At 64.3% G+C, this 20182-nt stretch carries 21 protein-coding genes and 1 tRNA gene; 9 read left to right on the top strand and 13 right to left on the bottom strand.

Features of this window, described 5'->3' with window-relative positions; all coding sequences use genetic code 11:
- The first annotated feature begins 289 nt into the window (after window positions 1–289).
- Window positions 290–799: a PE family protein gene (locus G6N68_RS24675; protein ID WP_163717841.1), complete on the top strand. Its 510-nt coding sequence runs from the start codon at window positions 290–292 to the stop codon at window positions 797–799.
- A gap of 104 nt (window positions 800–903) precedes the next feature.
- Here the strand turns inward: G6N68_RS24675 and G6N68_RS24670 are convergent.
- Window positions 904–978 (bottom strand) — tRNA-Thr (locus G6N68_RS24670).
- Between the two features lie 20 nt (window positions 979–998).
- On the bottom strand, window positions 999–1946 hold the full coding sequence (locus G6N68_RS24665) for a hypothetical protein (protein ID WP_163717840.1): 948 nt from the start codon (window positions 1944–1946) through the stop codon (window positions 999–1001).
- Window positions 1947–2109: 163 nt separating this feature from the next.
- Here G6N68_RS24665 and phoP point away from each other — a divergent pair, with 163 nt between their 5' ends.
- Both phoP and G6N68_RS24655 read left to right on the top strand, forming a co-directional pair.
- The gene (gene phoP, locus G6N68_RS24660) at window positions 2110–2832 is read left to right on the top strand and encodes a two-component system response regulator PhoP (protein ID WP_069419752.1); all 723 of its coding nucleotides are present in this window, start codon (window positions 2110–2112) and stop codon (window positions 2830–2832) included.
- A 45-nt stretch (window positions 2833–2877) separates the two neighbouring features.
- The gene (locus G6N68_RS24655) at window positions 2878–4320 is read left to right on the top strand and encodes a sensor histidine kinase (protein WP_163717839.1); all 1443 of its coding nucleotides are present in this window, start codon (window positions 2878–2880) and stop codon (window positions 4318–4320) included.
- Here G6N68_RS24655 and G6N68_RS24650 read toward each other — a convergent pair.
- Complete coding sequence (locus G6N68_RS24650) at window positions 4313–4717, bottom strand: HIT family protein (RefSeq protein ID WP_163717838.1); 405 nt, start codon at window positions 4715–4717, stop codon at window positions 4313–4315. The genes G6N68_RS24655 and G6N68_RS24650 overlap by 8 nt on opposite strands.
- On the opposite strand from G6N68_RS24650, the gene G6N68_RS24645 reads away from it, so the two are divergent.
- Window positions 4692–5045 (top strand): C1 family peptidase, encoded by a 354-nt coding sequence (locus tag G6N68_RS24645; protein ID WP_163717837.1) that lies wholly within the window; start codon window positions 4692–4694, stop codon window positions 5043–5045. The two genes, G6N68_RS24650 and G6N68_RS24645, sit on opposite strands and share 26 nt — an antisense overlap.
- 140 nt (window positions 5046–5185) lie before the next feature.
- Window positions 5186–6631, top strand: a complete 1446-nt coding sequence (locus G6N68_RS24640; RefSeq protein ID WP_163717836.1) for a hypothetical protein — start codon at window positions 5186–5188, stop codon at window positions 6629–6631.
- Between the two features lie 94 nt (window positions 6632–6725).
- On the opposite strand, the gene G6N68_RS24635 is transcribed toward G6N68_RS24640, so the two are convergent.
- From G6N68_RS24635 to G6N68_RS24595, 9 genes are all read right to left on the bottom strand, one after another.
- A complete protein-coding gene (locus tag G6N68_RS24635) occupies window positions 6726–7145 on the bottom strand; it encodes a ketosteroid isomerase family protein (protein ID WP_163717835.1) in 420 nt (139 codons plus the stop codon).
- A gap of 17 nt (window positions 7146–7162) precedes the next feature.
- Complete coding sequence (locus G6N68_RS24630) at window positions 7163–9172, bottom strand: oxidoreductase (protein ID WP_163717834.1); 2010 nt, start codon at window positions 9170–9172, stop codon at window positions 7163–7165.
- Between the two features lie 16 nt (window positions 9173–9188).
- Window positions 9189–10316, bottom strand: a complete 1128-nt coding sequence (locus G6N68_RS24625; protein WP_163717833.1) for an NDMA-dependent alcohol dehydrogenase — start codon at window positions 10314–10316, stop codon at window positions 9189–9191.
- A 135-nt stretch (window positions 10317–10451) separates the two neighbouring features.
- The gene (locus tag G6N68_RS24620; protein WP_163717832.1) at window positions 10452–10997 is read right to left on the bottom strand and encodes a Cif family virulence factor; all 546 of its coding nucleotides are present in this window, start codon (window positions 10995–10997) and stop codon (window positions 10452–10454) included.
- Window positions 10998–10999: 2 nt separating this feature from the next.
- The gene (gene fdx, locus G6N68_RS24615) at window positions 11000–11209 is read right to left on the bottom strand and encodes a ferredoxin Fdx (protein ID WP_163717831.1); all 210 of its coding nucleotides are present in this window, start codon (window positions 11207–11209) and stop codon (window positions 11000–11002) included.
- Window positions 11210–11214: 5 nt separating this feature from the next.
- Window positions 11215–12573, bottom strand: a complete 1359-nt coding sequence (gene cyp51 / locus G6N68_RS24610) for a lanosterol 14-alpha demethylase (RefSeq protein WP_163717830.1) — start codon at window positions 12571–12573, stop codon at window positions 11215–11217.
- Complete coding sequence (locus G6N68_RS24605) at window positions 12566–13396, bottom strand: SDR family oxidoreductase (protein WP_163717829.1); 831 nt, start codon at window positions 13394–13396, stop codon at window positions 12566–12568. Before G6N68_RS24605 ends, cyp51 begins: the two co-directional genes overlap by 8 nt.
- On the bottom strand, window positions 13397–14614 hold the full coding sequence (locus G6N68_RS24600) for a cytochrome P450 (RefSeq protein ID WP_163717828.1): 1218 nt from the start codon (window positions 14612–14614) through the stop codon (window positions 13397–13399).
- Window positions 14611–15237 (bottom strand): TetR/AcrR family transcriptional regulator, encoded by a 627-nt coding sequence (locus G6N68_RS24595; RefSeq protein ID WP_240355610.1) that lies wholly within the window; start codon window positions 15235–15237, stop codon window positions 14611–14613. Before G6N68_RS24595 ends, G6N68_RS24600 begins: the two co-directional genes overlap by 4 nt.
- Before the next feature lie 182 nt (window positions 15238–15419).
- Here G6N68_RS24595 and G6N68_RS24590 point away from each other — a divergent pair, with 182 nt between their 5' ends.
- The 4 genes from G6N68_RS24590 to G6N68_RS24575 are packed head-to-tail and all read left to right on the top strand — an operon-like array spanning window position 15420 to window position 18979.
- Window positions 15420–16889: an aldehyde dehydrogenase gene (locus G6N68_RS24590; RefSeq protein ID WP_163717826.1), complete on the top strand. Its 1470-nt coding sequence runs from the start codon at window positions 15420–15422 to the stop codon at window positions 16887–16889.
- 22 nt (window positions 16890–16911) lie between these two features.
- Window positions 16912–17664, top strand: a complete 753-nt coding sequence (locus G6N68_RS24585) for an SDR family oxidoreductase (protein ID WP_163717824.1) — start codon at window positions 16912–16914, stop codon at window positions 17662–17664.
- On the top strand, window positions 17661–18542 hold the full coding sequence (locus G6N68_RS24580; protein WP_163717822.1) for an NAD(P)-dependent oxidoreductase: 882 nt from the start codon (window positions 17661–17663) through the stop codon (window positions 18540–18542). The genes G6N68_RS24585 and G6N68_RS24580 overlap by 4 nt, the downstream gene beginning before the upstream one ends.
- A complete protein-coding gene (locus G6N68_RS24575) occupies window positions 18542–18979 on the top strand; it encodes a carboxymuconolactone decarboxylase family protein (RefSeq protein WP_163717820.1) in 438 nt (145 codons plus the stop codon). Before G6N68_RS24580 ends, G6N68_RS24575 begins: the two co-directional genes overlap by 1 nt.
- Before the next feature lie 77 nt (window positions 18980–19056).
- Here G6N68_RS24575 and G6N68_RS24570 read toward each other — a convergent pair whose 3' ends face one another.
- Entirely contained in the window at window positions 19057–20142 is a 1086-nt protein-coding gene (locus G6N68_RS24570) for an aldo/keto reductase (RefSeq protein ID WP_163717818.1), read from the bottom strand.
- Window positions 20143–20182 lie beyond the last annotated feature (40 nt).

Genomic DNA, 20182 nt, shown 5'->3' with positions numbered 1-20182 from the left:
GCAGTACAGCAAGGGAGACACCACCATCAAGGTTCGCTATCTCCACAACGGTGCCATTTGGCATGCCGAATGGTTCCGCGGAGGAACGCGCCGCGATGTCAGTGCCCAGGACCCTCACAAACGCGACGTGGTTATCTCCTGGTTGGAGGAATAACCCAGCGGCAGGTCCCCGACTGAGTGTGGGAAGAGTAGTCGTTTCAGTAGTCGGTTACTTAAGCCCGCATCTTCGAATTGCTCGACAATTGGTTGCGTACTCACCTGCTTGCATCCACTTGGAGGAGGGGCGGAGATGTCGGGAGTTATCGCAACGCCGGAGTTGATGGTCGAGGCCGCAACGGATTTGGCGGCCATAGGTCAGAACCTTAACGCAGCGCACATGACGGCGGCGGCGCCGACCGTCGAGATGTTGCCCGCAGCCGCTGACGAGGTGTCGACCAGTGTCGCGGACCTGCTATCCCGGTATGGCCAGGAGTATCAAGAACTGGCCCAACAGGCGGCAGCATTTCATGAGCAGTTCGTGCAGCAGTTGACTGCAAGTGCCGATGCGTATGCCCGCGCCGAAGCGGCTAACGCCGCGTCGTTGCGGCCCTTCGATGCGCAATATGTCGTAGACCAGGTGACAGGATCAGTCCTGGGTTGGCTGGACTTCTTCTTTCCGCAACTAAATCTTCGTGGCGTTTCGTTCGAGACAATGCTGTATGGCTTGCTCTTCTGGGCGTTCATCGTCGGCGCTGTGGCGTTCTTCATTCTCTTCGTCCCCGGATTTTTTACAGACTTTTTCCTCCCGTCTCTTTTCTAAGCAGAGCGGATTCAGAACATCGGTCGCCTGCACTCTTCGACTATTGAGGCCGGCGGGCAAAATTGTCGCACCCGAAGGCTTGCTGCCGCCGGGCAGCTAAAGCGTGGAGCCCCCTGTCAGGATTGAACTGACGACCGCTCGCTTACAAGGCGAGTGCTCTACCACTGAGCTAAGGAGGCCGGATAAATCCGGTGCAAGCCTAACCGGAGTCGTCCGCGTCGATCACACGCTGGGACCGAACCGTCCGAGACGACGAGGAACGTCGGGTTGGGCGCCGCGGCAGCGGGATGCGTTCGGCGATGTTGCTGAGCGGATTGACGACCAGCGTCAGCGCGGTGACGGCGTCCTGCAGGGTTTGGATGGCCGGCTCGAGCGCCTCCATCCCCGGAGCCAGCCGGGCCAATGTGTCGGCAAGGTCGGTGAGCTGCTCGATCGGTCCGTTTTCGGCGGTCAAGAGGTCGATCAGCCCGCCCTCGGCGAGCAGTCGCTGAGCCACGCCATCCTCACCCAGCACCCGGTCGATCAGGCCGTCCTCGGAGGTCAACGCATCGACCACGCCGCCCTCGGCGAGCAATCGGTCGGCCAGCCCGCCCTCGGCCAGCACCCGGGCCACCGGTCCGTCCTCGGCGAGTATCCGGTCGGCCAGCCCGCCCTCGGCCAGCACGCGAGACACCGGTCCGTCCTCCGCGATGATCTTGTCGGCCAGTCCGCCCTCGGACAGCACCCGTGCGACCGGCCCGTCCTCGGCGATGATCCGATCGGCCAGTCCGCCGGGCTGCAGCGCACGCTGCGCAACGCCGCCCTCTGCGGTAAGCCGGTCGAGCAATCCGCCCTCGGTCGTCAGTAGGTCGACCAACCCGCCCGGACGCAGAAAACGGTCCAGGACGCCGTCCTGCGCGATAGCCCGTCCCAACGGCATGTCGTCGTCCAGTAGCCGGGCCAGCCGGTTGGCGCGTGCCAGCGCGACTTCATCGATCCCCAACATGCTTGCCATGGCCCGTGAACCGCTGGTGCCACGGGGATCGCCCACCGCCTGCTTGGCCACGCCAACTGCCGCGTTCGCCAGATTCAAGCCGGCCCCGACACCGGCAAGCCAGATGCGTGCGGGCGCGGTTGCCAAATCCACCAACGATTTGCCGAGATCCATCTCGCCAGTGTATTCGCGGGCACCGATCCAGATGTGGCGCGGGTTACTAAGCAATTGCCCGGTTTCCTGGCAGACTATTAGCAGATTGCTAGCACCGAGCTCCCAGGAAATACTCAATGACTATTAAGCAAATGTACAAGAAGTCTTTTCGGGATCTGGCGTCATGACTGCGCCCAATCCAGGCGCAGCTGCAACGCCCGAGGCCCGCATCCTCGTTGTCGACGACGAAGCCAACATCGTTGAGCTACTTTCCGTGAGCTTGAAGTTCCAGGGATTCGAAGTCCACACAGCCACCAACGGCGCGCAGGCGCTGGACAAGGCCCGGGAGGCCCGCCCCGACGCGGTGATTCTCGACGTGATGATGCCGGGGATGGACGGTTTCGGGGTACTGCGCCGTCTGCGCGCCGACGGCATCGATGCCCCCGCGTTGTTCTTGACGGCGCGAGACTCGTTGCAGGACAAGATCGCCGGCCTCACGTTGGGCGGCGATGATTACGTCACAAAGCCTTTCAGCCTGGAAGAGGTGGTTGCCCGGCTGCGCGTCATCCTGCGGCGCGCCGGCAAGGGCAGGGCCGAACCTCGCAACTCCCGCCTCACGTTCGCCGACATCGAACTCGACGAGGAGACGCACGAAGTTTGGAAGGCTGGCCAGCCGGTTTCCTTGTCGCCCACCGAATTTACGTTGTTGCGTTACTTCGTGATCAACGCCGGCACGGTATTGAGTAAGCCGAAAATCCTTGACCACGTTTGGCGTTACGACTTCGGTGGCGACGTCAACGTCGTCGAGTCGTACGTCTCGTATCTGCGTCGCAAGATCGACACCGGTGAGAAGCGGTTGCTGCACACGCTGCGCGGAGTGGGCTACGTGTTGCGGGAGCCCCGGTGATTGCCGCGGTGGGCGGCACGGCCGCACCGGCCTAGGTAGCAGGTCATGGCCCCACGTCGTCCACGCGGAGTGCCACTGCGGGTAGGCCTGGTGGCCGCCATGCTGGTGCTGGTGGCGGGGGGATTGCTGACATCGGGCATCGCGGTCACCTCGATCCTGCGGCACAGCCTGATCAGCCGCATTGATGCCGCCCTACTGGAAGCGTCCCGCACCTGGGCGCAGTCGCCGTGGAAGCACGACCCGAACCGCGGCAACGCCGACCCCGCCCGGCCACCCTCGAAGTTCTACGTGCGGGGCGTCAGCCCCAACGGACAAACGGTGACGGCGATCAACGACCGCAACGCCGAACCCGCGTTGCCGCCCGACAATGACGTGGGCCCCAACCCCGTCACGCTGCCCTCCGTCCGCGGCTCGGAAATCCAATGGCGCGCGGTCACCGTACGGGGAGCCCAAGGGGGCTTGACCACGGTTGCCATCGACCTGAGCGACGTAGAGCACACGATCTGGTCGTTGGTCTGGCTACAGGTCGGCATCGGGGTGGTGGTGCTGGTTGTGCTCGGGATCGCCGGTTTTCTGGTGGTACACCGCAGCCTCGAGCCACTGGCCGAAGTGGAGGAGACCGCGGCGGCGATCGCGTCGGGCCAATTGGATCGACGGGTCACGGAGCGCGATCCCCGCACCGAGGTGGGTCGGCTTTCGTTGGCGCTCAACGGAATGCTGAGCCAAATCCAACAGGCGGTGGCCGCGTCGGAGGCCTCGGCCGACACTGCCCGCCGCTCGGAAGAGCGCATGCGCCGCTTCATCACTGACGCCAGCCACGAACTGCGCACCCCGTTGACCACCATCCGCGGCTTCGCGGAGCTGTATCGCCAGGGAGCCGCACGCGACGTGGAAATGCTGCTGTCACGCATCGAAAGCGAAGCCAGCCGGATGGGCCTGCTGGTGGAGGATCTGCTGTTGTTGGCCCGGCTGGACATGCCACGACCGCTGGAACATCGCCGGGTCGACCTGCTCGCGCTTGCCAGCGACGCGGTGCACGACGCCCGGGCGATCGACCGCAACCGCACGATCACCCTGGAAGTCCTCGATGGGCCCGGCACGCCGGAGGTGCTCGGCGACGAAGCGCGCCTGCGCCAGGTGTTGAGCAACCTCGTTGCCAATGCGCTGCAGCACACGCCGGAAAGCGCCGACCTGACCATCCGCGTCGGCACCGAGGGCGACGACGCACTGCTCGAGGTCGCCGACAAGGGCCCTGGCATCAGCCAGGAGGACGCGGCGCGGATCTTCGAGCGCTTCTATCGCACCGATTCGTCTCGGGCACGCGCCAGCGGCGGGACCGGACTGGGATTGTCCATCGTCGATTCGCTGGTACGCGCGCACGGCGGTTCCGTGACGGTGACAACCGCACCCGGCGAGGGTTGCTGCTTCCAAGTCAGGCTGCCGCGCGTCAGTGACGTCGCGGCGACGGTCAGTGAACCAGTCAGCTGAGCTGGGCCAGCGCCGCCTTGATCCGGGCCTGCGCGTCGTCCAGCGACTCTGGTGACGGGTTGCGGTCGACGTTGGCGAAGCCGAAGTCGCTCAGGTTTTGGGTCGGGAATACGTGCACGTGCAGATGCGGCACCTCCAGACCAGCGATGATCAGCCCGGCACGCTCGACTTGGAACGCTTTGGTGACGGCCTTGCCGATCAACTGGGCCACCGACATCACGCGACCGAAAGTCTCAGAGTCGACGTTCTGCCACTGATCGATCTCGGCGCGCGGCACCACGAGCGTGTGGCCCTGTGTCATCGGCTCGATCGTCAAGAACGCGACGACTTCGTCGTCCTCATAGACGAAACGGCCAGGGAGTTCACGGTTGATGATCTTGGTGAAGATCGACGCCATTGCTCAAGCATATGCGGCCGACCCTTCGCGCCGCGCCGCCACCGCCCCGCAGGGCCTGGACAACCTGCGCACGGTCATCGTGTCCGGCATGCCGATCGTCTTCGGCACCCACCCCTACAACGACTTTCCGCATTACCGCGGCGGGCGTCAACCGTACGAGGGCAACGGGCAGCTCATGCATATCAAGGGCAAGAGGGTCTGCCACATGATGCTCATCGTCGCCTACGACGACGACTTCACCGAGAAGGTCGGCGCAGTGCGAATCCAGAACAGGTTCGGGAACCGTTGGGGGAAGAAGGTTTTCGTGTGGATGGCCTACGACGCGTAGGAGCCTATGCGGAGGGGGCTGGGGTCTGCATACCCTCGACGCCTGAACAGCACTGACGCCGAATTGTTAACGCGGCGTGGCCGTGTCGTGTCCCGCGGTCAGAACAATCACCATGACCCAATTTACGGGGAGGGCCTAACGTGCGGCTACCTGCGGCAGTGCTGGCGACCGCCGTCGCAGTGATGACGGCCTGTGCCACCTGCCTTGTCCCCACGATGTTTCCGGCCGCCGTCAAGGCGGTCTCTTCGTTTGGGCCACTGGCACCGCCCAACCCATTCATGGCGCCAAATGGCCTGGCTTCCATGCACAATGACGCCGGCTCAGCTGACGCCGGACCACTCCCGGGGCCCGGCGCCGGCTTGCAACCGATCTTTGCCTACCCGCTGTTGGCCGCCTGCCCGACGATCACCCAGGGCACCGACGGCCTGGTGCTGGCGTTGTGCACCACCATTGCCGACCAGAGCCCGATCGTGCATCTCCTCGATCCCGGAGGGGTGCTGCCGCAACCTGTTCCGCTGGCCAGCCTCGGAATCGCCAAGGGCGGGTTGCTCGGTGGCGTCTACGCCTACCTGGACAACAACAACCAGCTGGTGATGATCGACGGCACCAATCATCTGCTGCGCATCGCGCATGTGAAGGATGCGAAGGGGTGCTGGCAGCTAGTCATCACCGAAGCCACTGACGTGTCCAGCGTGATACCCCCTGGCGACAGTTCGGTGGGCGTGGTTCCCGACTATTTGGGCAACGTATGGTTCGCCACCGCCACCGGTGTGGTCGGAGTTGCCAAAGCGGGTGGCGGCGGTGTGGCCAGTGTGCAGCTGAACGCCGGTGAGCAGGTGGCGAACAGCATCTCGAGCTCGCCCACGAATCGGGTGGCCATCGCTAGCACCCACGCGCTGTACGAGGTCAACCTCGACGGAATGGGCAACCCGCAGATTCTGTGGCGTCAGGCCTACGACCGCGGCCCGGCGCGCAAGCCCGGCCAATTGAGCTGGGGGACCGGCTCAACACCAACCTATTTCGGGCCGACGGGGGCCGACTACCTCACCATCGTCGACAACGCCGAACCCATCGTGCACGCCGTGGTTCGCGAGTCCGGGACCGGAAACCTCATCTGCGAGCAGCCGGTCCTCACCCAGGGCGGCCCGGGGAGCGAGAACTCCCCGATCGGGGTGGGGAGCACGATGTTCATCGCCAGCACCTACGGCTATCCGTATCCGGCCGTTCCGCCTAATGCCGGTCCGGCGGTGCCGCCGACGGCACCGTTCGTCGGCGGAATGACCAGGGTGGACGTCGATAATCCGGGCTGTCATACCGTGTGGGACAACCGGGTTCGCAGCGCGGCGTTGCCGCACCTGTCCATCGGCGACGGCCTGATCTACACCATCACTCGACTCGGGTTGGACAACACCACACCCTTGGATGGCTTCGCCTTCGCTGTCGTCGACCCGAACAACGGCAGATTGCTACTGCAACAACCGAAGTCACTCACCCTGCTCAGCGATCCGATACAGACGGCCAGCATGGTGCTGATGAACAACAAGATCATGCAGGGCAACATCACCGGCATCGGCCGGATCGGCTAGCTCATTCACCCCGCCAGCAGACGCAAACTTGTACGAAAACCGTTGATTTCGTATGAGTTTGCGTCTGCTCGCCGCAGAAGCGGGCCAGCTAAGCTCACTCCTCCTTGCCGAATTTCATTGTCTCGAGGTTCCAGTAGCCGCGCAGGTTGGTGATCAGCCCTTCGTCGTTGACGCGATAGGTGAACACCCCGCGGACGGAACTGGTAAAACCGCCCTCGAACTTGCTGTCCAGCACCAGGATATGAGCGATCTCGTTGGGCGAACTCGACGGAAACGTCTCCTCGCACGTGATCGTCAAATTGTTCGCCGCGATGTTGGTGTCGTAGAAGGCAGCGACGTTCTCCTTGCCCTTTATCCCGGTGCCGTCGGGGTTGGTCACCGACTTGCCGATCGGGTCTTCGATGACGACGTCGTCAGCCATCAGCGCCAACCAGCCCTCGCGGTCGTGGGTCTGGACACAGCGCCACGACGCCTGCGACGCGGTCAGTACCGGGGAGTCGACTGTTTGGGTCATCGCTTACATCTCCTTCGTCATATGGCACACGCGGCGCGGGCGCCGTCTTCGGTGGCTTTGCGGATCAGGCCCAAACCGCTGCAATCGCCCGCGGCGTGCAACGACGTATCGGGCAGCGCGGCTTTCAACTCGTCGAAGAGCTTAGTGTCGGGCTCGACCGACCCGGCCAGCACGACGCTGTCGGCGGCCAGGTCGCGCGAGGTCCCTCCGGCCGGCGTGAATATGACCGATTCTGAGGTGATTCGCTCGACAACCGCCCGCACGTGCACGGTGACACCGAGTCGATCCAACCGATCCATGTGCTCGGTTTTACGCTTGTTGCCCACTTCCGGAGCGATGTCGCGGCCGGCCTCGAGTACCGAAACCAGCCGTCCCCGAGCGGCCAGGAACTCGGCGAGTTCCAAAGCGACCAGGTCGCCACCGATGATCACAACGCGCCGCCCCAACGGCATCCACGCTCGGGTGGCCAACCGGAAAGCCTCCGGACGCACCAGTCGCTGCCGCCAGCCGCCGAACAGCTTGCGGTCGAGTAACTCACGCAATCCCGGCCCGGTGTAGACGTGCGGCAGGTCGGCGCCTGGGATGTGCGGCACCGCGATGCGGCCGCCGGTGGCAACCACCACCGCGTCCGGCGCCGCAGTCACTACATCTGCAGCCGAAACGGCTTGTCCCAATTCCACTTTCACCGATCCGAGTCGAATCTCGTCGCGCAGGTAGCGCAGGAATGGCTCGTTTTCCGGATGCAGCACGCTCGCCCAGCGCAGCGCACCGCCCAGTTCCCCGCCTTGCTCGAACAGGGTGACGCGGTGTCCGCGTTCGGCGGCCACCCGCGCGGCTTCCAGGCCCGCGGGGCCGCCGCCAACCACCATCACATCCTTGGGGCGGGCGGCCCGGGAAGCGGTCAGTTCGCTTTCCTTGCCGGTGCGGGGGTTGACCGCGCAATCCACCGAGAAGCGCTGTTCCATTGCATCGATGCAGTTTTCACACGAGATGCACCGGCGGATCCGGTGCGCCTGGCCGCAACGCACCTTCCGGGCGAACTCGGGATCGGCCAGCAGCGGACGGCCCATCGCAATGAAATCGGCGCGCCCGTCGGCAAGGATCTGTTCGGCCATCGTGGGATCGTGGATCCGCCCGACGGCGATCACCGGAACATCAACCACCTGCTTGACCGCGGCCGCGGCACCTACGTTGAGTGCGTCGCCGTCGTCGGAGGCATTGACCATCCCAGTAACCAGGCGGTCGATCACGCCCCCGCTGACGTGGAATGCGTTCACCCCCGCAGCCACGAGTTCGGGTGCCATGCGGGCGGTTTCGTAGATCAGCCGGCCACCGGCGACACGCTCGTAGCCCGAGATGCGCAGCGTGATCGGCAGCGCCTCGCCGACCTCGGACCGGATCGCGGCCAGCGTCTCCAACACCACCCGCAGCCGACCCCTTGCTGCCCCACCGTACTCGTCGGTTCGCCGATTACGTTGGGGAGCAAGGAAAGATCCCAGCAACATGTAGCCGTGCGCGGCGTGCAACTCGATCCCGTCGTACCCCGCCTCGACGGCACGGCGCGCCGCGGCCTTGAACAGATCCAAGACCTCTTGCAGCTGCGCAGCGGTGATCTCGGCCGACGGTCGGCCGGTCAGGTACGACGGAATCACCGACGGTCCCAGTGACGTCACGCCAAACATCTCCGGCCCCAGGCCGTCGGGACCGGCATGCACAATCTGCGGCTGGATCTTGGCGCCGTGTTCGTGCACCGTCTCGACCAGCGCGCGGTGCGCCGCCACGGCGGAATCGGTGGCCAAGTGCAGTCCGCCGGGAGTTTCCGGGTGTTGGTTGTCCACACCCGTGGCGCCCAGCGTGATCAGCCCGACGCCACCCGCGGCGCGGGCGGCGAAGTAGTCCCGGGTGCGCGGCGACGGCAGCCCGTCGGGCGTGCCGTACATCGTCTCCATCGGAGACATGACCAGCCGGTTGCGCACCGTCATGGCGCCGATTCGTCCCGGCGCCATCAGGTGCGGAAAACGGGTCACTCAGGACCGGGGGTTGTTACCGATCGGCGTCCGTGTAGCGGATGACGCCGCGAATGTTCTTGCCGTCCAGCATGTCCTGGTAGCCCTCGTTGATCTGCTCGAGGCGGTACTGGGTGGTGACCATGTCGTCCAGGTTGAGCTTGCCGGCCTTGTACATCGACAGCAGCTGCGGGATGTCGTACTGCGGGTTGCCGCCGCCGAAGATGGTGCCCTGCAGGTTCTTCTGCAGCAGGGTCAGCATCGCCAGGTTCAGGTTCACGTTGGTGTCCAGCATGCTGCCGATAGCGGTCACCACGCAGGTGCCGCCCTTGGCGGTGATGTTCAGGTAGTTGTCGATGTCGGAGCCCTGCAGCTCACCGACGGTGACGACCACCTTGTGTGCCATCAGGCCGTAGGTGACCTCCATGATCCCCATCAGCGCGGTGTTGATGTCCGGGTAGACGTGGGTGGCGCCGAACTTGAGCGCCTGGTCGCGCTTCCACTCCACCGGGTCGATCGCGAAGATGTAGCGCGCACCGGCGTTCACCGCACCCTGCAGCGCCGCCATGCCGACGCCGCCGACGCCGACGATGGCGACATCCTGTCCGGGCCGGATGTCGGCGGTGCGGACCGCCGAGCCGTAGCCGGTGGTGACGCCGCAGCCGACCAGTGCGGCGACCTCGAACGGAACCGACGGGTCGATCTTCACGACGGAGCTGCGGTGTACGACCATGTACGGCGAGAAGGTGCCGAGCAGGGTCATGGGGTAGACGTTCTGGCCGCGGGCCTGGATACGGAAGGTGCCGTCGGAGACCGCGGTGCCGCCGAGCAGGCCGGCGCCCAGGTCACACAGGTTGCGCATGCCCGACTGACAGGTCGCACACTGCCCACAGGACGGGATGAAGGACAACACCACGTGGTCACCCGGTGCGATGTCCTCGACGCCAGGTCCGACCTCGGTGACGATTCCCGCTCCCTCGTGGCCACCGAGCACCGGGAAGCCCGCCATCGGGATGCCGCCGGTCACCAGATGGTGGTCGGAGTGGCACATGCCCGCCGCTTCCATCTGGATCTTGACCTCGTGGGCTTGCGGATCGCCGATCTCGATCTCCTCGATCGACCACGGCTGGTTGAACTCCCAGATGAGAGCGCCCTTTGTCTTCACGAACCTGACCCCATTTCGCCTTTGAATTGATCAGTACTACCTGGCCCCATCATGCCTGGGGGGTAGTGACGAGTGCCACAGGGCACATCTTGTGGCGCCAGCATAGCGTGCCAAGCAAACAAATGCTTGGTTGGGTCACCAGAGCGGGACGGGCGCCTTGCCCAGGGGGTAGTAACCAGGCAGTTTCTCGCCGGCCAGGCTGCGCTCGATCCGTTTCTGCATGCCCTTCGACAGCTTCCCGGCCTTCATCAGGTCCATGTAGAGGGACTGGACGTGGCCGAAGTCGAAGAAGTCCCGTTGCCATTCGATCTTGGCATCGGCGTTGAGGCGGAACCAGCTGCCCCCGATGCCGTAGATCTCGGACTGGGTGCCGTCACCGTCGGTGGCGACCTGCTTCCAGAAGCCGACGATCTCGCCCTGCTTGTCGTCGATGATGACTTTCTGATACGGGTACTGCCAGTTCTCCAGGCCCTCCATCTCGAACCCCAGGGCGATCTCGCGGATCTCGTCGATGCCGACGCACATCACGTCCTCTTTGGGGCCGATGTTCCAGCCGTAGGTGGCGTCCTCGGCGTAGAAGTCGGCCAGCGGCTTCCAGTTGCCTTCCCGCTCGGCCACCCGGTTGGCCTCCAACCAACGCTCAACCCAGTCCTCTAACACCTCGCGGGGGTGTGACGCCATGATCAGTCTTCTTTCTCTTTGATGAATAGTGCTTGGGTAGGGCACATTTCGACAGCCCGCTCAACCTCGTCGCGGGCGTCGTCCGGGGGTTCGGCGTCGAGGATCTCGACTTTGCCCCGCTTGGGCACCCGAAAGTAGTCCGGTGCCTCGAGTTCGCACATGGCATGCCCCTGGCACAGATCCAGATCGACTTCGATTCTGAACGAGCCCATGACAGTTACCCCCGAGTGCGCTTGCGGTACCGGACTTTGGCGGGTCTGGCGAGTTGCACGACCATCTTGGAATGGTCGTTGCGGTAGCTGTCGGCGGGTTGGGCCATTTCGAACTCGTACTCGCGCAACAGCACCGAGAAGATCGCCTTGATCTGCATGGTCGCGAAGGCGGCGCCGACGCAACGGTGCCGGCCCGCGCCGAACGGGATCCAGGTCCACCGGTTGGCCGTGTCGGCCTGCTCGGGTTTGTTGTAGCGGTCTGGCTTGAACGCGTCGGGGTCGGGAAAGTCCTCGGGAATCCGGTTGGAGATCGCCGGGGAGGCGGCAACGAAATCGCCCTTATGGATCGGGAAGCCCTGCACTTCGAACTCGCCCTGGGCGACCCGCATCAGGATGATCAGCGGCGGGTGCAGACGCAGCGTTTCCTTGACCACGTTGTCCAGCTTCGGAATCTGGCGCAGCGCATGGAAACTCACCTCCTGGCCGTCGGCATACAGCTCTTCGAGCTCGGCCAGCACTTCCGCGTAGACGTCGGGATGGCGGATCAGCTCGATCAACGTCCACGCCGATGTGCCCGAACTGGTGTGGTGCCCGGCGAACATCAGCGAGATGAACATGCCGGTGACTTCGTCGGCGGAGAACCGCGGGTTGCCTTCTTCGTCCTTAATTGACACCAGCACGTCGAGCATGTCGCGGTCGCGCTTGTCCCTAGGCGGATTGGCCAGCCGCTGGTTCATGATTTCCTGCACCAGGCCAACGAGTTTCACGCGCGCCTCGTCGCGGCGTCGGAAGCTCTCGATGGGAAGGTAGGGGTCCACGTAGCACAGCGGGTCGGTGCCGCGTTCCAAATCGTGGTAGTACTCCGCGAATCGGTGGTCGAGTTGTTCGCGGAATTTCAGCCCGATCAGGCACGCGGTCGAGGTGTAAATGGTCAATTCGGCGAAGAAGTCGAGCAGTTCGATCTCACCTTCGTCGCCCCAGTCGGCGATCATTTTCTTGACTTCGCCCTCGATGGTGGCCGCGTGGCCCTTCATCTGTTCGCCGCGCAGTGCGGAGTTGTGCAGCATCTCCTTGCGTCGCTCCGGGCTGGCGTCGAACACCACGCCCTTGCCGAAGATCGGCGTCATGAACGGGTACGCCTCGGCCTGGTCGAGGTCCTCGTCGGCCGAGCGGAAGAAGAACTCGTTGGCTTCCGCGCCGGAGAGCAAGATGACGTGCTTGTCGACCAGCTGGAACCACCCGACGTCGCCGCATTCCTCGCGGACGCGCCGCATCAGACCGATCGGGTCGGTGCGGAACTCTTCGAGGTGTCCGTGTTCTTCTTCGCCGCCGGAAACCCGCGGCACCACAGTAGAGCTAGTCATTTGACGGCATTCCCTCCTCGCCCAGAGCGAGCTTCTGGCGTTCTTTGACGGCCGCTAACGGCGCCTCGGGCTGCAACTCCATGTTGGCGATGAATCCCCCGCGTGGTGTTTCGGCGACGAACGTGATCGCCCGCGCCAGGTCGGCCGCGCGCAGGAAGTAGTCGTGGCGCGCCTGGCCCCACTTGGCCCAGTCCTCGAGCGCTGGTCCGATCAACTCAGCGGGCAGGCTCCAGCCCATTGCGGTCTTCGTCGGCCCCGGGTGCACGATCGACGCCCGCACCCCGGTGCCCTCGAGTTCCATCTGCAGGTTGGTGACCATTGCCAGCAGCCCCGCCTTCGCGGCGCCGTACGCGCCCATGTGCGGACGCTGCCGCAGGGCGACATCGGAGCCTACGAAGATCAGGTCCCCGCGCTGACGTTCGACCATGCCGGGCAACACCGCGGTGGTCAACCGGTTGGCCCCGATCAGGTGGATCTGAATCTGCTGTTCGAACGCCTCAGTGTCGATCTCGTGCAGCTTTCCGAAGTAGGTGTCGCCCGCTCCGGTGACGAGAAGTTCGATGTCACCGAGTTTTTCGGTGGCCTGACGCACGAACTCCGTGACGGAGTCGGCGTCGGTGACGTCGAGTGGCAACGCGATCGCCTCGCCACCGTCGGCCTGGATTTTGTCGGCGATCTCCTGGCACTTGTCCACCCGGCGGGCACCGAGTGCAACCGGAAAACCATGAGCGGCAAGCTCAACCGCCGTCGCCGCACCAATGCCCGACGAGGCGCCCGCGACGATCGCCGGCCGACGCGCAGGATGTGGTTCGAAACGGGGCATCTAGCAGACCTCCAGGGTCATGGGCAGGTGGGCGAACCCGCGGACGTTACTGGAATGGACACGAACGGAATTGGCCTCATCGACCTCGTAGCCTTTGATCCGTTTGAACAACTCGGTCAGCGCGACCCGGGCTTCCATCCGGGCCAGGTGCGCACCCAGACAGAAGTGCGCACCGCTACCGAAACTCAGTAGCTTCGAGCCGATTTCACGCCCGATCAAGTACTCGTCGGGGCGGTCGAATGCCCGCTCGTCCCGGTGCGCCGACCCCGGCAGCAGGAGCAGGACGTCCCCTTCGGGAATTGTGGTGTCGTACAGGGTCAGTTCGCCGGAGACGGTGCGGGCCAGGATCTGGCTGGACGTGTCATAGCGCAGCGTTTCCTCGACCCAGAGCGGAATTCGGGACAGATCGGCGTAGACGGGTGTCAGTTGGTCGGGGTTCTTGTGGCCCCAATATGCCGCGTTGGCAAGCAGTTTCGTGGTGGTCTCGTTGCCGGCGATCACCATCAGGAACATGAAACCCAGGATTTCGTCGTCGGTGAGCCGGTCGCCATCGATCTCGGCTTCCAGCAGCGCCGACGTCAGATCGTCGGTCAGCGTCTTGCGGCGCTCGGCGATCATGCCCTGGTAGTACACGATCAGGTTGATCGATGCTTCGATCGCCGCGGGAGGGACATCGGTGACACCGTCGTCACGATGCATGACACCGTCCGCCCACGCGCGAACCTGGTCTCGGTCCGCCTCGGGCACGCCCATCAGTTCGGAGATGACGTCCATGGGCAGCTTGCCCGCGAATTCGTTGACGTAGTCGACGGTTCCGGTGCCGGCTTTTTCCAGCATGACCTCGAGGTGCTGGTGGGCGATCTCGGTGACGCGCGGCTCGAGCTCGCGAATCCGCCTGGGCGTGAAACCCTTTGACACCAGCGTGCGCAACCGCAGATGCTCCGGGTCGTCCATCGCCAGGAACGACATGGTCTTGGCTGCGTGTGGCCCGCGCGACGCGGGGTCCAGGGATACGCCGTAGCGGTTCGACAACGTGGTGCTGTTGCGGAATCCCTGATGCACGTCGCTGTGCCGCGACACGGCCCAGAAGCCCAGATCCGCGTTGTGGTAGAGCGGCGCCTCGTCGCGCAGCCGGCGATAGTACGGGTACGGGTCTTCGTGGAAGTCGTAATCGTAAGGGTCCAGGACCAATTCGTGGTCGCCAAGGTGTACGGTCACGCCTTGCCTCCTTGGGCGCTCTGGGCTTCGTGGGCTCGTTGGGAATCAGCGCCCGCCAGGATGAGGTTCACCACGTCGGCCAACCGGTCGGCAATGTCGTGGTAGGTGAATTCGCCGCTGCCGGCCTGCACGAGTGCTCCGAAAAAGGCCATCTCGAGTGCCGACACCGTGCCGGGCGCGGCGTCGGGCCCGATCGCTGATGCGATACGGCGGTGGATCTCCGCCCCGATTCGGTCACGTGCGGCTGCCACCGCGGGGTCGGCGCCGCCGCCGAGCAGCGCCGCGGTGCAGGCGGCGGCGACCTCGGGTTCGTCCGCGACCACCAGGGCCAGGTGGCGCAGCGCCTGATCAACTCGGACCGGCATCGGCTCGTTCACATCGGTGAAAAACGGAACTTGGCGAACCAGGTCGAGGTAGACCTCGGCGATCAGATGGTTCTTCGACGAGAAGTAGGTGTAGGCGGTCGCAGGGGCCACCTTGGCGCGGGCCGCGACCATGCGCACCGTCAGATCGGCGTAGGAGTTCTCGCGCAGCGTTTCCATGCCGGCGGCCAGCACCTTGCGGAAGGTCTCCTCCTGGCGCCGGTTGCGTGGCGCGTCGGTAACCGCTGCATCGCTGGACACATGTCCAAGTTAGAGGATAGCCGGGAGGTCTAGCAAGGCCGCCAATCATATATGCAGCTCAAAGCGCTGTAGTCGATCGTATAAGGGTGTTGGGCGATATCCGTGCTTGCACCGAAAGCGAGCCCGCGGCTATGGTTCGAGAAACCGATATCGGACAAGTGTCCATTGGATTGGGGGCAGGTATGACGTTGCTGGCCGACGGTGTGAGCGCACTGTTCATCGACGGCAAGCTCTCCGAAGGTCGCGCAGGCACCTTCCCGACGATCAATCCGGCCACCGAGGAAGTGCTCGGCGTAGCGGCCGACGCTGACGCCCAGGACATGGAGCGTGCCATTGAGGCCGCCCGGAGGGCCTTCGACGACACCGATTGGTCGCGCAACACCGAATTGCGGGTGCGGTGTGTTCGGCAGCTACGGGAGGCGATGCAGCAGCACGCCGAAGAACTGCGTGAGATCACCATCAACGAAGTCGGTGCGCCGCGAATGCTCACCGCCGCCGCGCAGCTGGACGGTCCGGTCGACGACCTGGCGTTCTCCGCGGACACCGCGGAGTCCTACGCATGGACCCAAGACCTCGGTCAGGCATCGCCGATGGGCATCCCCACCCGGCGGACCATTGTTCGCGAGGCCGTTGGCGTGGTCGGCGCGATCACCCCGTGGAACTTTCCGCACCAGATCAACCTCGCCAAACTGGGACCGGCGCTTGCCGCCGGCAACACCATCGTCCTCAAACCCGCCCCCGACACACCGTGGTGCGCTGCGGTACTCGGGGAGATCATCGCCGAGCGCACCGACTTCCCGCCGGGGGTTGTCAACATCGTCACCTCGAGCGACCACGGCGTGGGCGCATTGCTGGCCAAAGATCCTCGAGTGGACATGATTTCGTTCACCGGCTCGACGGCGACCGGCCGCAGTGTGATGGCCGACGCCGCCGCCACCATCAAGCGGGTCTTCCTGGAGCTCGGTGGAAAGTCGGCATTCGTCGTACTCGATGACGCGGATCTCGCCGGCGCCGCAGGGGTTTCGGCCTTCACGGCGGCCATGCACGCCGGCCAGGGGTGCGCGATCACGACTCGGTTGCTGGTGCCGCGGGCCCGCTACGACGAGGCCGTCGCCATCGCGGCAGGCACCATGTCCTCGATCAAGCCCGGTGACCCCAACGACCCGAGAACCATATGCGGACCACTGATTTCGGCGCGGCAGCGGGAGCGGGTGCAAGGCTACCTCGACCTTGCCATCGCCGAAGGCGGGACCTTCGCGTGCGGCGGCGGCCGGCCGGCCAACAAGGACGTCGGCTTCTTCATCGAGCCCACCGTGATCGCGGGACTGACCAACGACGCGCGTCCCGCCCGCGAGGAGATCTTCGGGCCGGTGCTCACGGTGATCGCCCACGATGGCGACGACGATGCGGTGCGCATCGCCAACGACTCGCCATACGGTCTGTCGGGCACGGTGTTTGGGGCAGATCCCGAGCGGGCGGCGCGGGTGGCCGCCCGGCTGCGGGTGGGAACGGTCAACGTCAACGGTGGCGTCTGGTACTCCGCCGACGCGCCATTCGGCGGCTACAAGCAGTCCGGCAACGGCCGTGAGATGGGCGTTGCGGGGTTCGAGGAATACCTGGAAACCAAACTTATTGCTACTGCTGCTGGTTAGCGGCCGAACTAAGGAGATCGGTGTGGGACAGTTCGATAACAGGGTAGCCATCGTCACCGGCTCCGCCGGTGGCATTGGCCAGGCATATGCCGAGGCGCTGGCCCGTGAGGGTGCTGCGGTGGTCGTCGCCGACATCAACTCCGATGCGGCCGAGGGTGTGGCGAAGCAGATCGTCGCCGACGGCGGGACGGCCATCAGCGTTCCCGTCGACGTTTCCGATCCGGACTCGGCCAAGGCAATGGCGGATCGCACCCTGGCCGAGTTCGGCGGCATCGACTACCTGGTCAACAACGCCGCGATCTTCGGCGGGATGAAGATCGACCTGCTGCTCACCGTCGACCCCGAGTACTACAAGAAGTTCATGAGCGTGAACTTTGACGGCGCGCTCTGGTGCACTCGCGCGGTGTACAAGAAAATGGCCAAGCGTGGCGGCGGCGCGATCGTCAACCAGTCGTCCACGGCCGCGTACCTGTATGCGAACTACTACGGGTTGGCCAAGGTCGGGATCAACGGTCTGACCCAACAGCTTTCGCGGGAACTGGGCGGGATGAACATCCGGATCAATGCGATTGCCCCCGGTCCCATCGACACCGAAGCCAACCGGACCACCACACCCAAGGAGATCGTCGACGACATCCTCAAGGGTCTTCCGTTGTCGCGCATAGGTACTCCAGATGATCTGGTGGGCATGTGTCTGTTTCTGTTGAGTGACCAGGCATCCTGGATCACCGGGCAGATCTTCAATGTCGACGGCGGACAGATCTTCCGCCCATGACCGACGCTGCAACGCCCCGTCTCGGATACATCGGCCTCGGCAACATCGGCACGCCAATGGCCAAGAAGATGGCCGAATGGCCCGGCGGGCTAACGGTCTACGACGTGCGACCCGAGGCCATGGCGCCGTTTGCCGAACGCGGCGCAACGTTGGCCGACAGTCTCGCCGACATCGCTGCGACCGACATCATCAGCATCACCGTGCTCAACGACGAGCAGGTACGCAACGTAGTTGACGAGCTCGCATCGCACGCCAAGCCGGGGACCATCATTGCGATCCACTCGACGATCAGCGACACCACCGCCGAAGAACTCGCGCGCGAGTTGCAGCCCCAGGACATCCATGTCGTCGATGCGCCGATCAGCGGCGGTGGGCGTGCCGCGCGGTTCGGTCAACTGGCGACGATGGTGGGCGCCAGCGATGAAGTGTTCGCCCGGGTGAAAGAACCCTTTTCGCACTGGGCGGAATTGGTAGTGCACGCCGGGCCTCCCGGCGCGGGGACCCGAATGAAGGTGGCTCGCAACATGCTCACCTTCACGACGTATGCGGCAGTCGGGGAGGCGTGGCAACTGGCCGAAGCCGCCGGTCTGAACCTGCAGGACCTTGGCAATGTGGTGCGACACACCGACAAGCTGACCGGCGGTGCCGGGTCGATCATGTACCGCGATGACACCAAAGACCTTGAGCCGGGCCACTTTTTGTACGACGGATTCACGCACACGCGGGAGCTTGGCGAAAAGGACCTACGTTTGGCGCTGGCCTTGGCCGAGTCTGCTTCGATTGATCTACCGCTGGCTAGGCTGGCCCTCGAGCGGCTTGCGCCCAACCTTGGTGTGCCGCACGTCGACTCCGGTCGGAAGGAACAGGAGAATTCGTGATGGACGAGGTGCGCCGCAAGGGCCTGGAAAAGATGAACGAGGTCTACGGGTGGGAGATGCCCAACGTCGAGGGCGATCCGTATTTCGACCTGACCGTCGACCACCTGTTTGGCTCGATCTGGAGCCGGCCGGGGTTGTCAATGCGAGACAAGCGCATCATGACGCTGACCGCCGTGACGGCGGTCGGAAGCCGGGACCTGGCCGAAATCCAAATCAATGCAGCCCTTTTAAACGGTGAGCTCACCGAGGACGAGCTGAAGGAGATGGCCGTCTTCCTCACCCACTACCTCGGGTTCCCGCTGGGTTCGGCGTTCAACGGGGCGGTCGACACTGTCGTCCGACGCCGTAAGAAGGCCGCGGCAAAGGGCGCCGAAGAGGACAAGAAGGCCAACGTCGAATCCGCGCTGAAGCTGCACGCGGGCGAGACGCGAGAGTAACCTTCTCCCCGCGAGCAGACACAAACTCGTACGCGGAACGGCATTTCCGTACAAGTTTGCGTCTGCTCGCGGTCGGATCAGTAGGGCCGGGCACCCGCCGGCATCACGTATTCCGAGACCGGCGCCGACTCACCGTTGACGGTGGTGCCCCCGTTGATGATTCCCGGTGCCATCTCCAGCATGTAGTGGGGGAACCCGAACGTAGGTTCGGTGAGCCTGTCCAGGCGGGCAATCTCGTCGGCGGTGAGGTTGACGTCGACGGCACGCACGTTCTCTTCGAACTGCGAAAGGCGGCGCGCGCCAATGATGATGGACGTGACGGCCGGGCGTGCCAGCAACCATGCCAGGGCCACGCTGGACACGCTGGTGGCATGCGCCTTGGCGATGAGTTCGAGTTCGTCGATGAGCGTGTAGGTCGCCTCGTTGAGGACGGCGTCTACCAACGCGCCGCGGGCACCCTGCTGCTGACCGGCATTGGCCCGGGTGTACTTGCCGCTGAGCACACCGCTCTTCAGCGGTCCCCACGGCGTGATGCCGAGGCCGAATTCGGTTGCCATCGGGACGAGTTCTTGTTCAACGGTGCGTTCGAGCAACGAGTACTCGACTTGCAATGCGATGAATGACGACCACCCGCGGAACCGGGCGATGAGGTTCGCTTCCGCGATCTTCCATGCCGGGGTGTCCGAAACCCCGAGGTAGCGCACCTTGCCCGCCCGCACCAGGTCGTCGAGAGCGGCCATCGTCTCCTCGATAGGGGTGTGCTTGTCCCACAGGTGCAACCAGTACAGGTCGATGTAGTCGGTTTGCAGGCGGCGCAGCGAGTTCTCGCAGGCGTTGATCACCGATTTGCGCCCTGACCCGCCACCATTGGGATCGCCGGGGTACAGGTTGCCGCTGAACTTGGTCGCGATCACGGTGCGATCGCGCCGGGCAGGGTGGCGCCCGATGTGGTCGCCGATGATCTTCTCCGAATGGCTTCGGGTGTAGAAGTTTGCGGTGTCGATGAAGTTGCCGCCGATTTCGAGGTATCGGTCGATGATCTGTTGCGACTCTTCGACACTGGTGCCCCACCCAAGGTCTTCGCCAAAGGTCATCGCCCCCAAGCACAACCGGCTGACGCGCAGGCCGGACCGACCGAGTGTTACGTACTGATCCAGAGACATACGAGGTGCTTTCTGGTAGATTGTTCATTCATGCGTTTGT

The sequence above is a fragment of the Mycobacterium bourgelatii genome, from assembly GCF_010723575.1.
In the GTDB taxonomy this organism is placed as follows: Bacteria; Actinomycetota; Actinomycetes; order Mycobacteriales; family Mycobacteriaceae; genus Mycobacterium; species Mycobacterium bourgelatii.
This window is presented reverse-complemented; position numbering and strand designations above follow the sequence as displayed.

Bases quoted from the DNA above. Each gene is read 5' to 3' on its own strand.
- G6N68_RS24675 (WP_163717841.1), top strand. From the start codon at position 290: ATGTCGGGAGTTATCGCAACGCCGGAGTTGATGGTCGAGGCCGCAACG.
- G6N68_RS24665 (WP_163717840.1), bottom strand. From the start codon at position 1,946: ATGGATCTCGGCAAATCGTTGGTGGATTTGGCAACCGCGCCCGCACGC.
- phoP (WP_069419752.1), top strand. From the start codon at position 2,110: ATGACTGCGCCCAATCCAGGCGCAGCTGCAACGCCCGAGGCCCGCATC.
- G6N68_RS24655 (WP_163717839.1), top strand. From the start codon at position 2,878: ATGGCCCCACGTCGTCCACGCGGAGTGCCACTGCGGGTAGGCCTGGTG.
- G6N68_RS24645 (WP_163717837.1), top strand. From the start codon at position 4,692: ATGATCTTGGTGAAGATCGACGCCATTGCTCAAGCATATGCGGCCGAC.
- G6N68_RS24650 (WP_163717838.1), bottom strand. From the start codon at position 4,717: ATGGCGTCGATCTTCACCAAGATCATCAACCGTGAACTCCCTGGCCGT.
- G6N68_RS24635 (WP_163717835.1), bottom strand. From the start codon at position 7,145: ATGACCCAAACAGTCGACTCCCCGGTACTGACCGCGTCGCAGGCGTCG.
- G6N68_RS24620 (WP_163717832.1), bottom strand. From the start codon at position 10,997: ATGGCGTCACACCCCCGCGAGGTGTTAGAGGACTGGGTTGAGCGTTGG.
- fdx (WP_163717831.1), bottom strand. From the start codon at position 11,209: ATGGGCTCGTTCAGAATCGAAGTCGATCTGGATCTGTGCCAGGGGCAT.
- cyp51 (WP_163717830.1), bottom strand. From the start codon at position 12,573: ATGACTAGCTCTACTGTGGTGCCGCGGGTTTCCGGCGGCGAAGAAGAA.
- G6N68_RS24605 (WP_163717829.1), bottom strand. From the start codon at position 13,396: ATGCCCCGTTTCGAACCACATCCTGCGCGTCGGCCGGCGATCGTCGCG.
- G6N68_RS24590 (WP_163717826.1), top strand. From the start codon at position 15,420: ATGACGTTGCTGGCCGACGGTGTGAGCGCACTGTTCATCGACGGCAAG.
- G6N68_RS24580 (WP_163717822.1), top strand. From the start codon at position 17,661: ATGACCGACGCTGCAACGCCCCGTCTCGGATACATCGGCCTCGGCAAC.
- G6N68_RS24575 (WP_163717820.1), top strand. From the start codon at position 18,542: ATGGACGAGGTGCGCCGCAAGGGCCTGGAAAAGATGAACGAGGTCTAC.
- G6N68_RS24570 (WP_163717818.1), bottom strand. From the start codon at position 20,142: ATGTCTCTGGATCAGTACGTAACACTCGGTCGGTCCGGCCTGCGCGTC.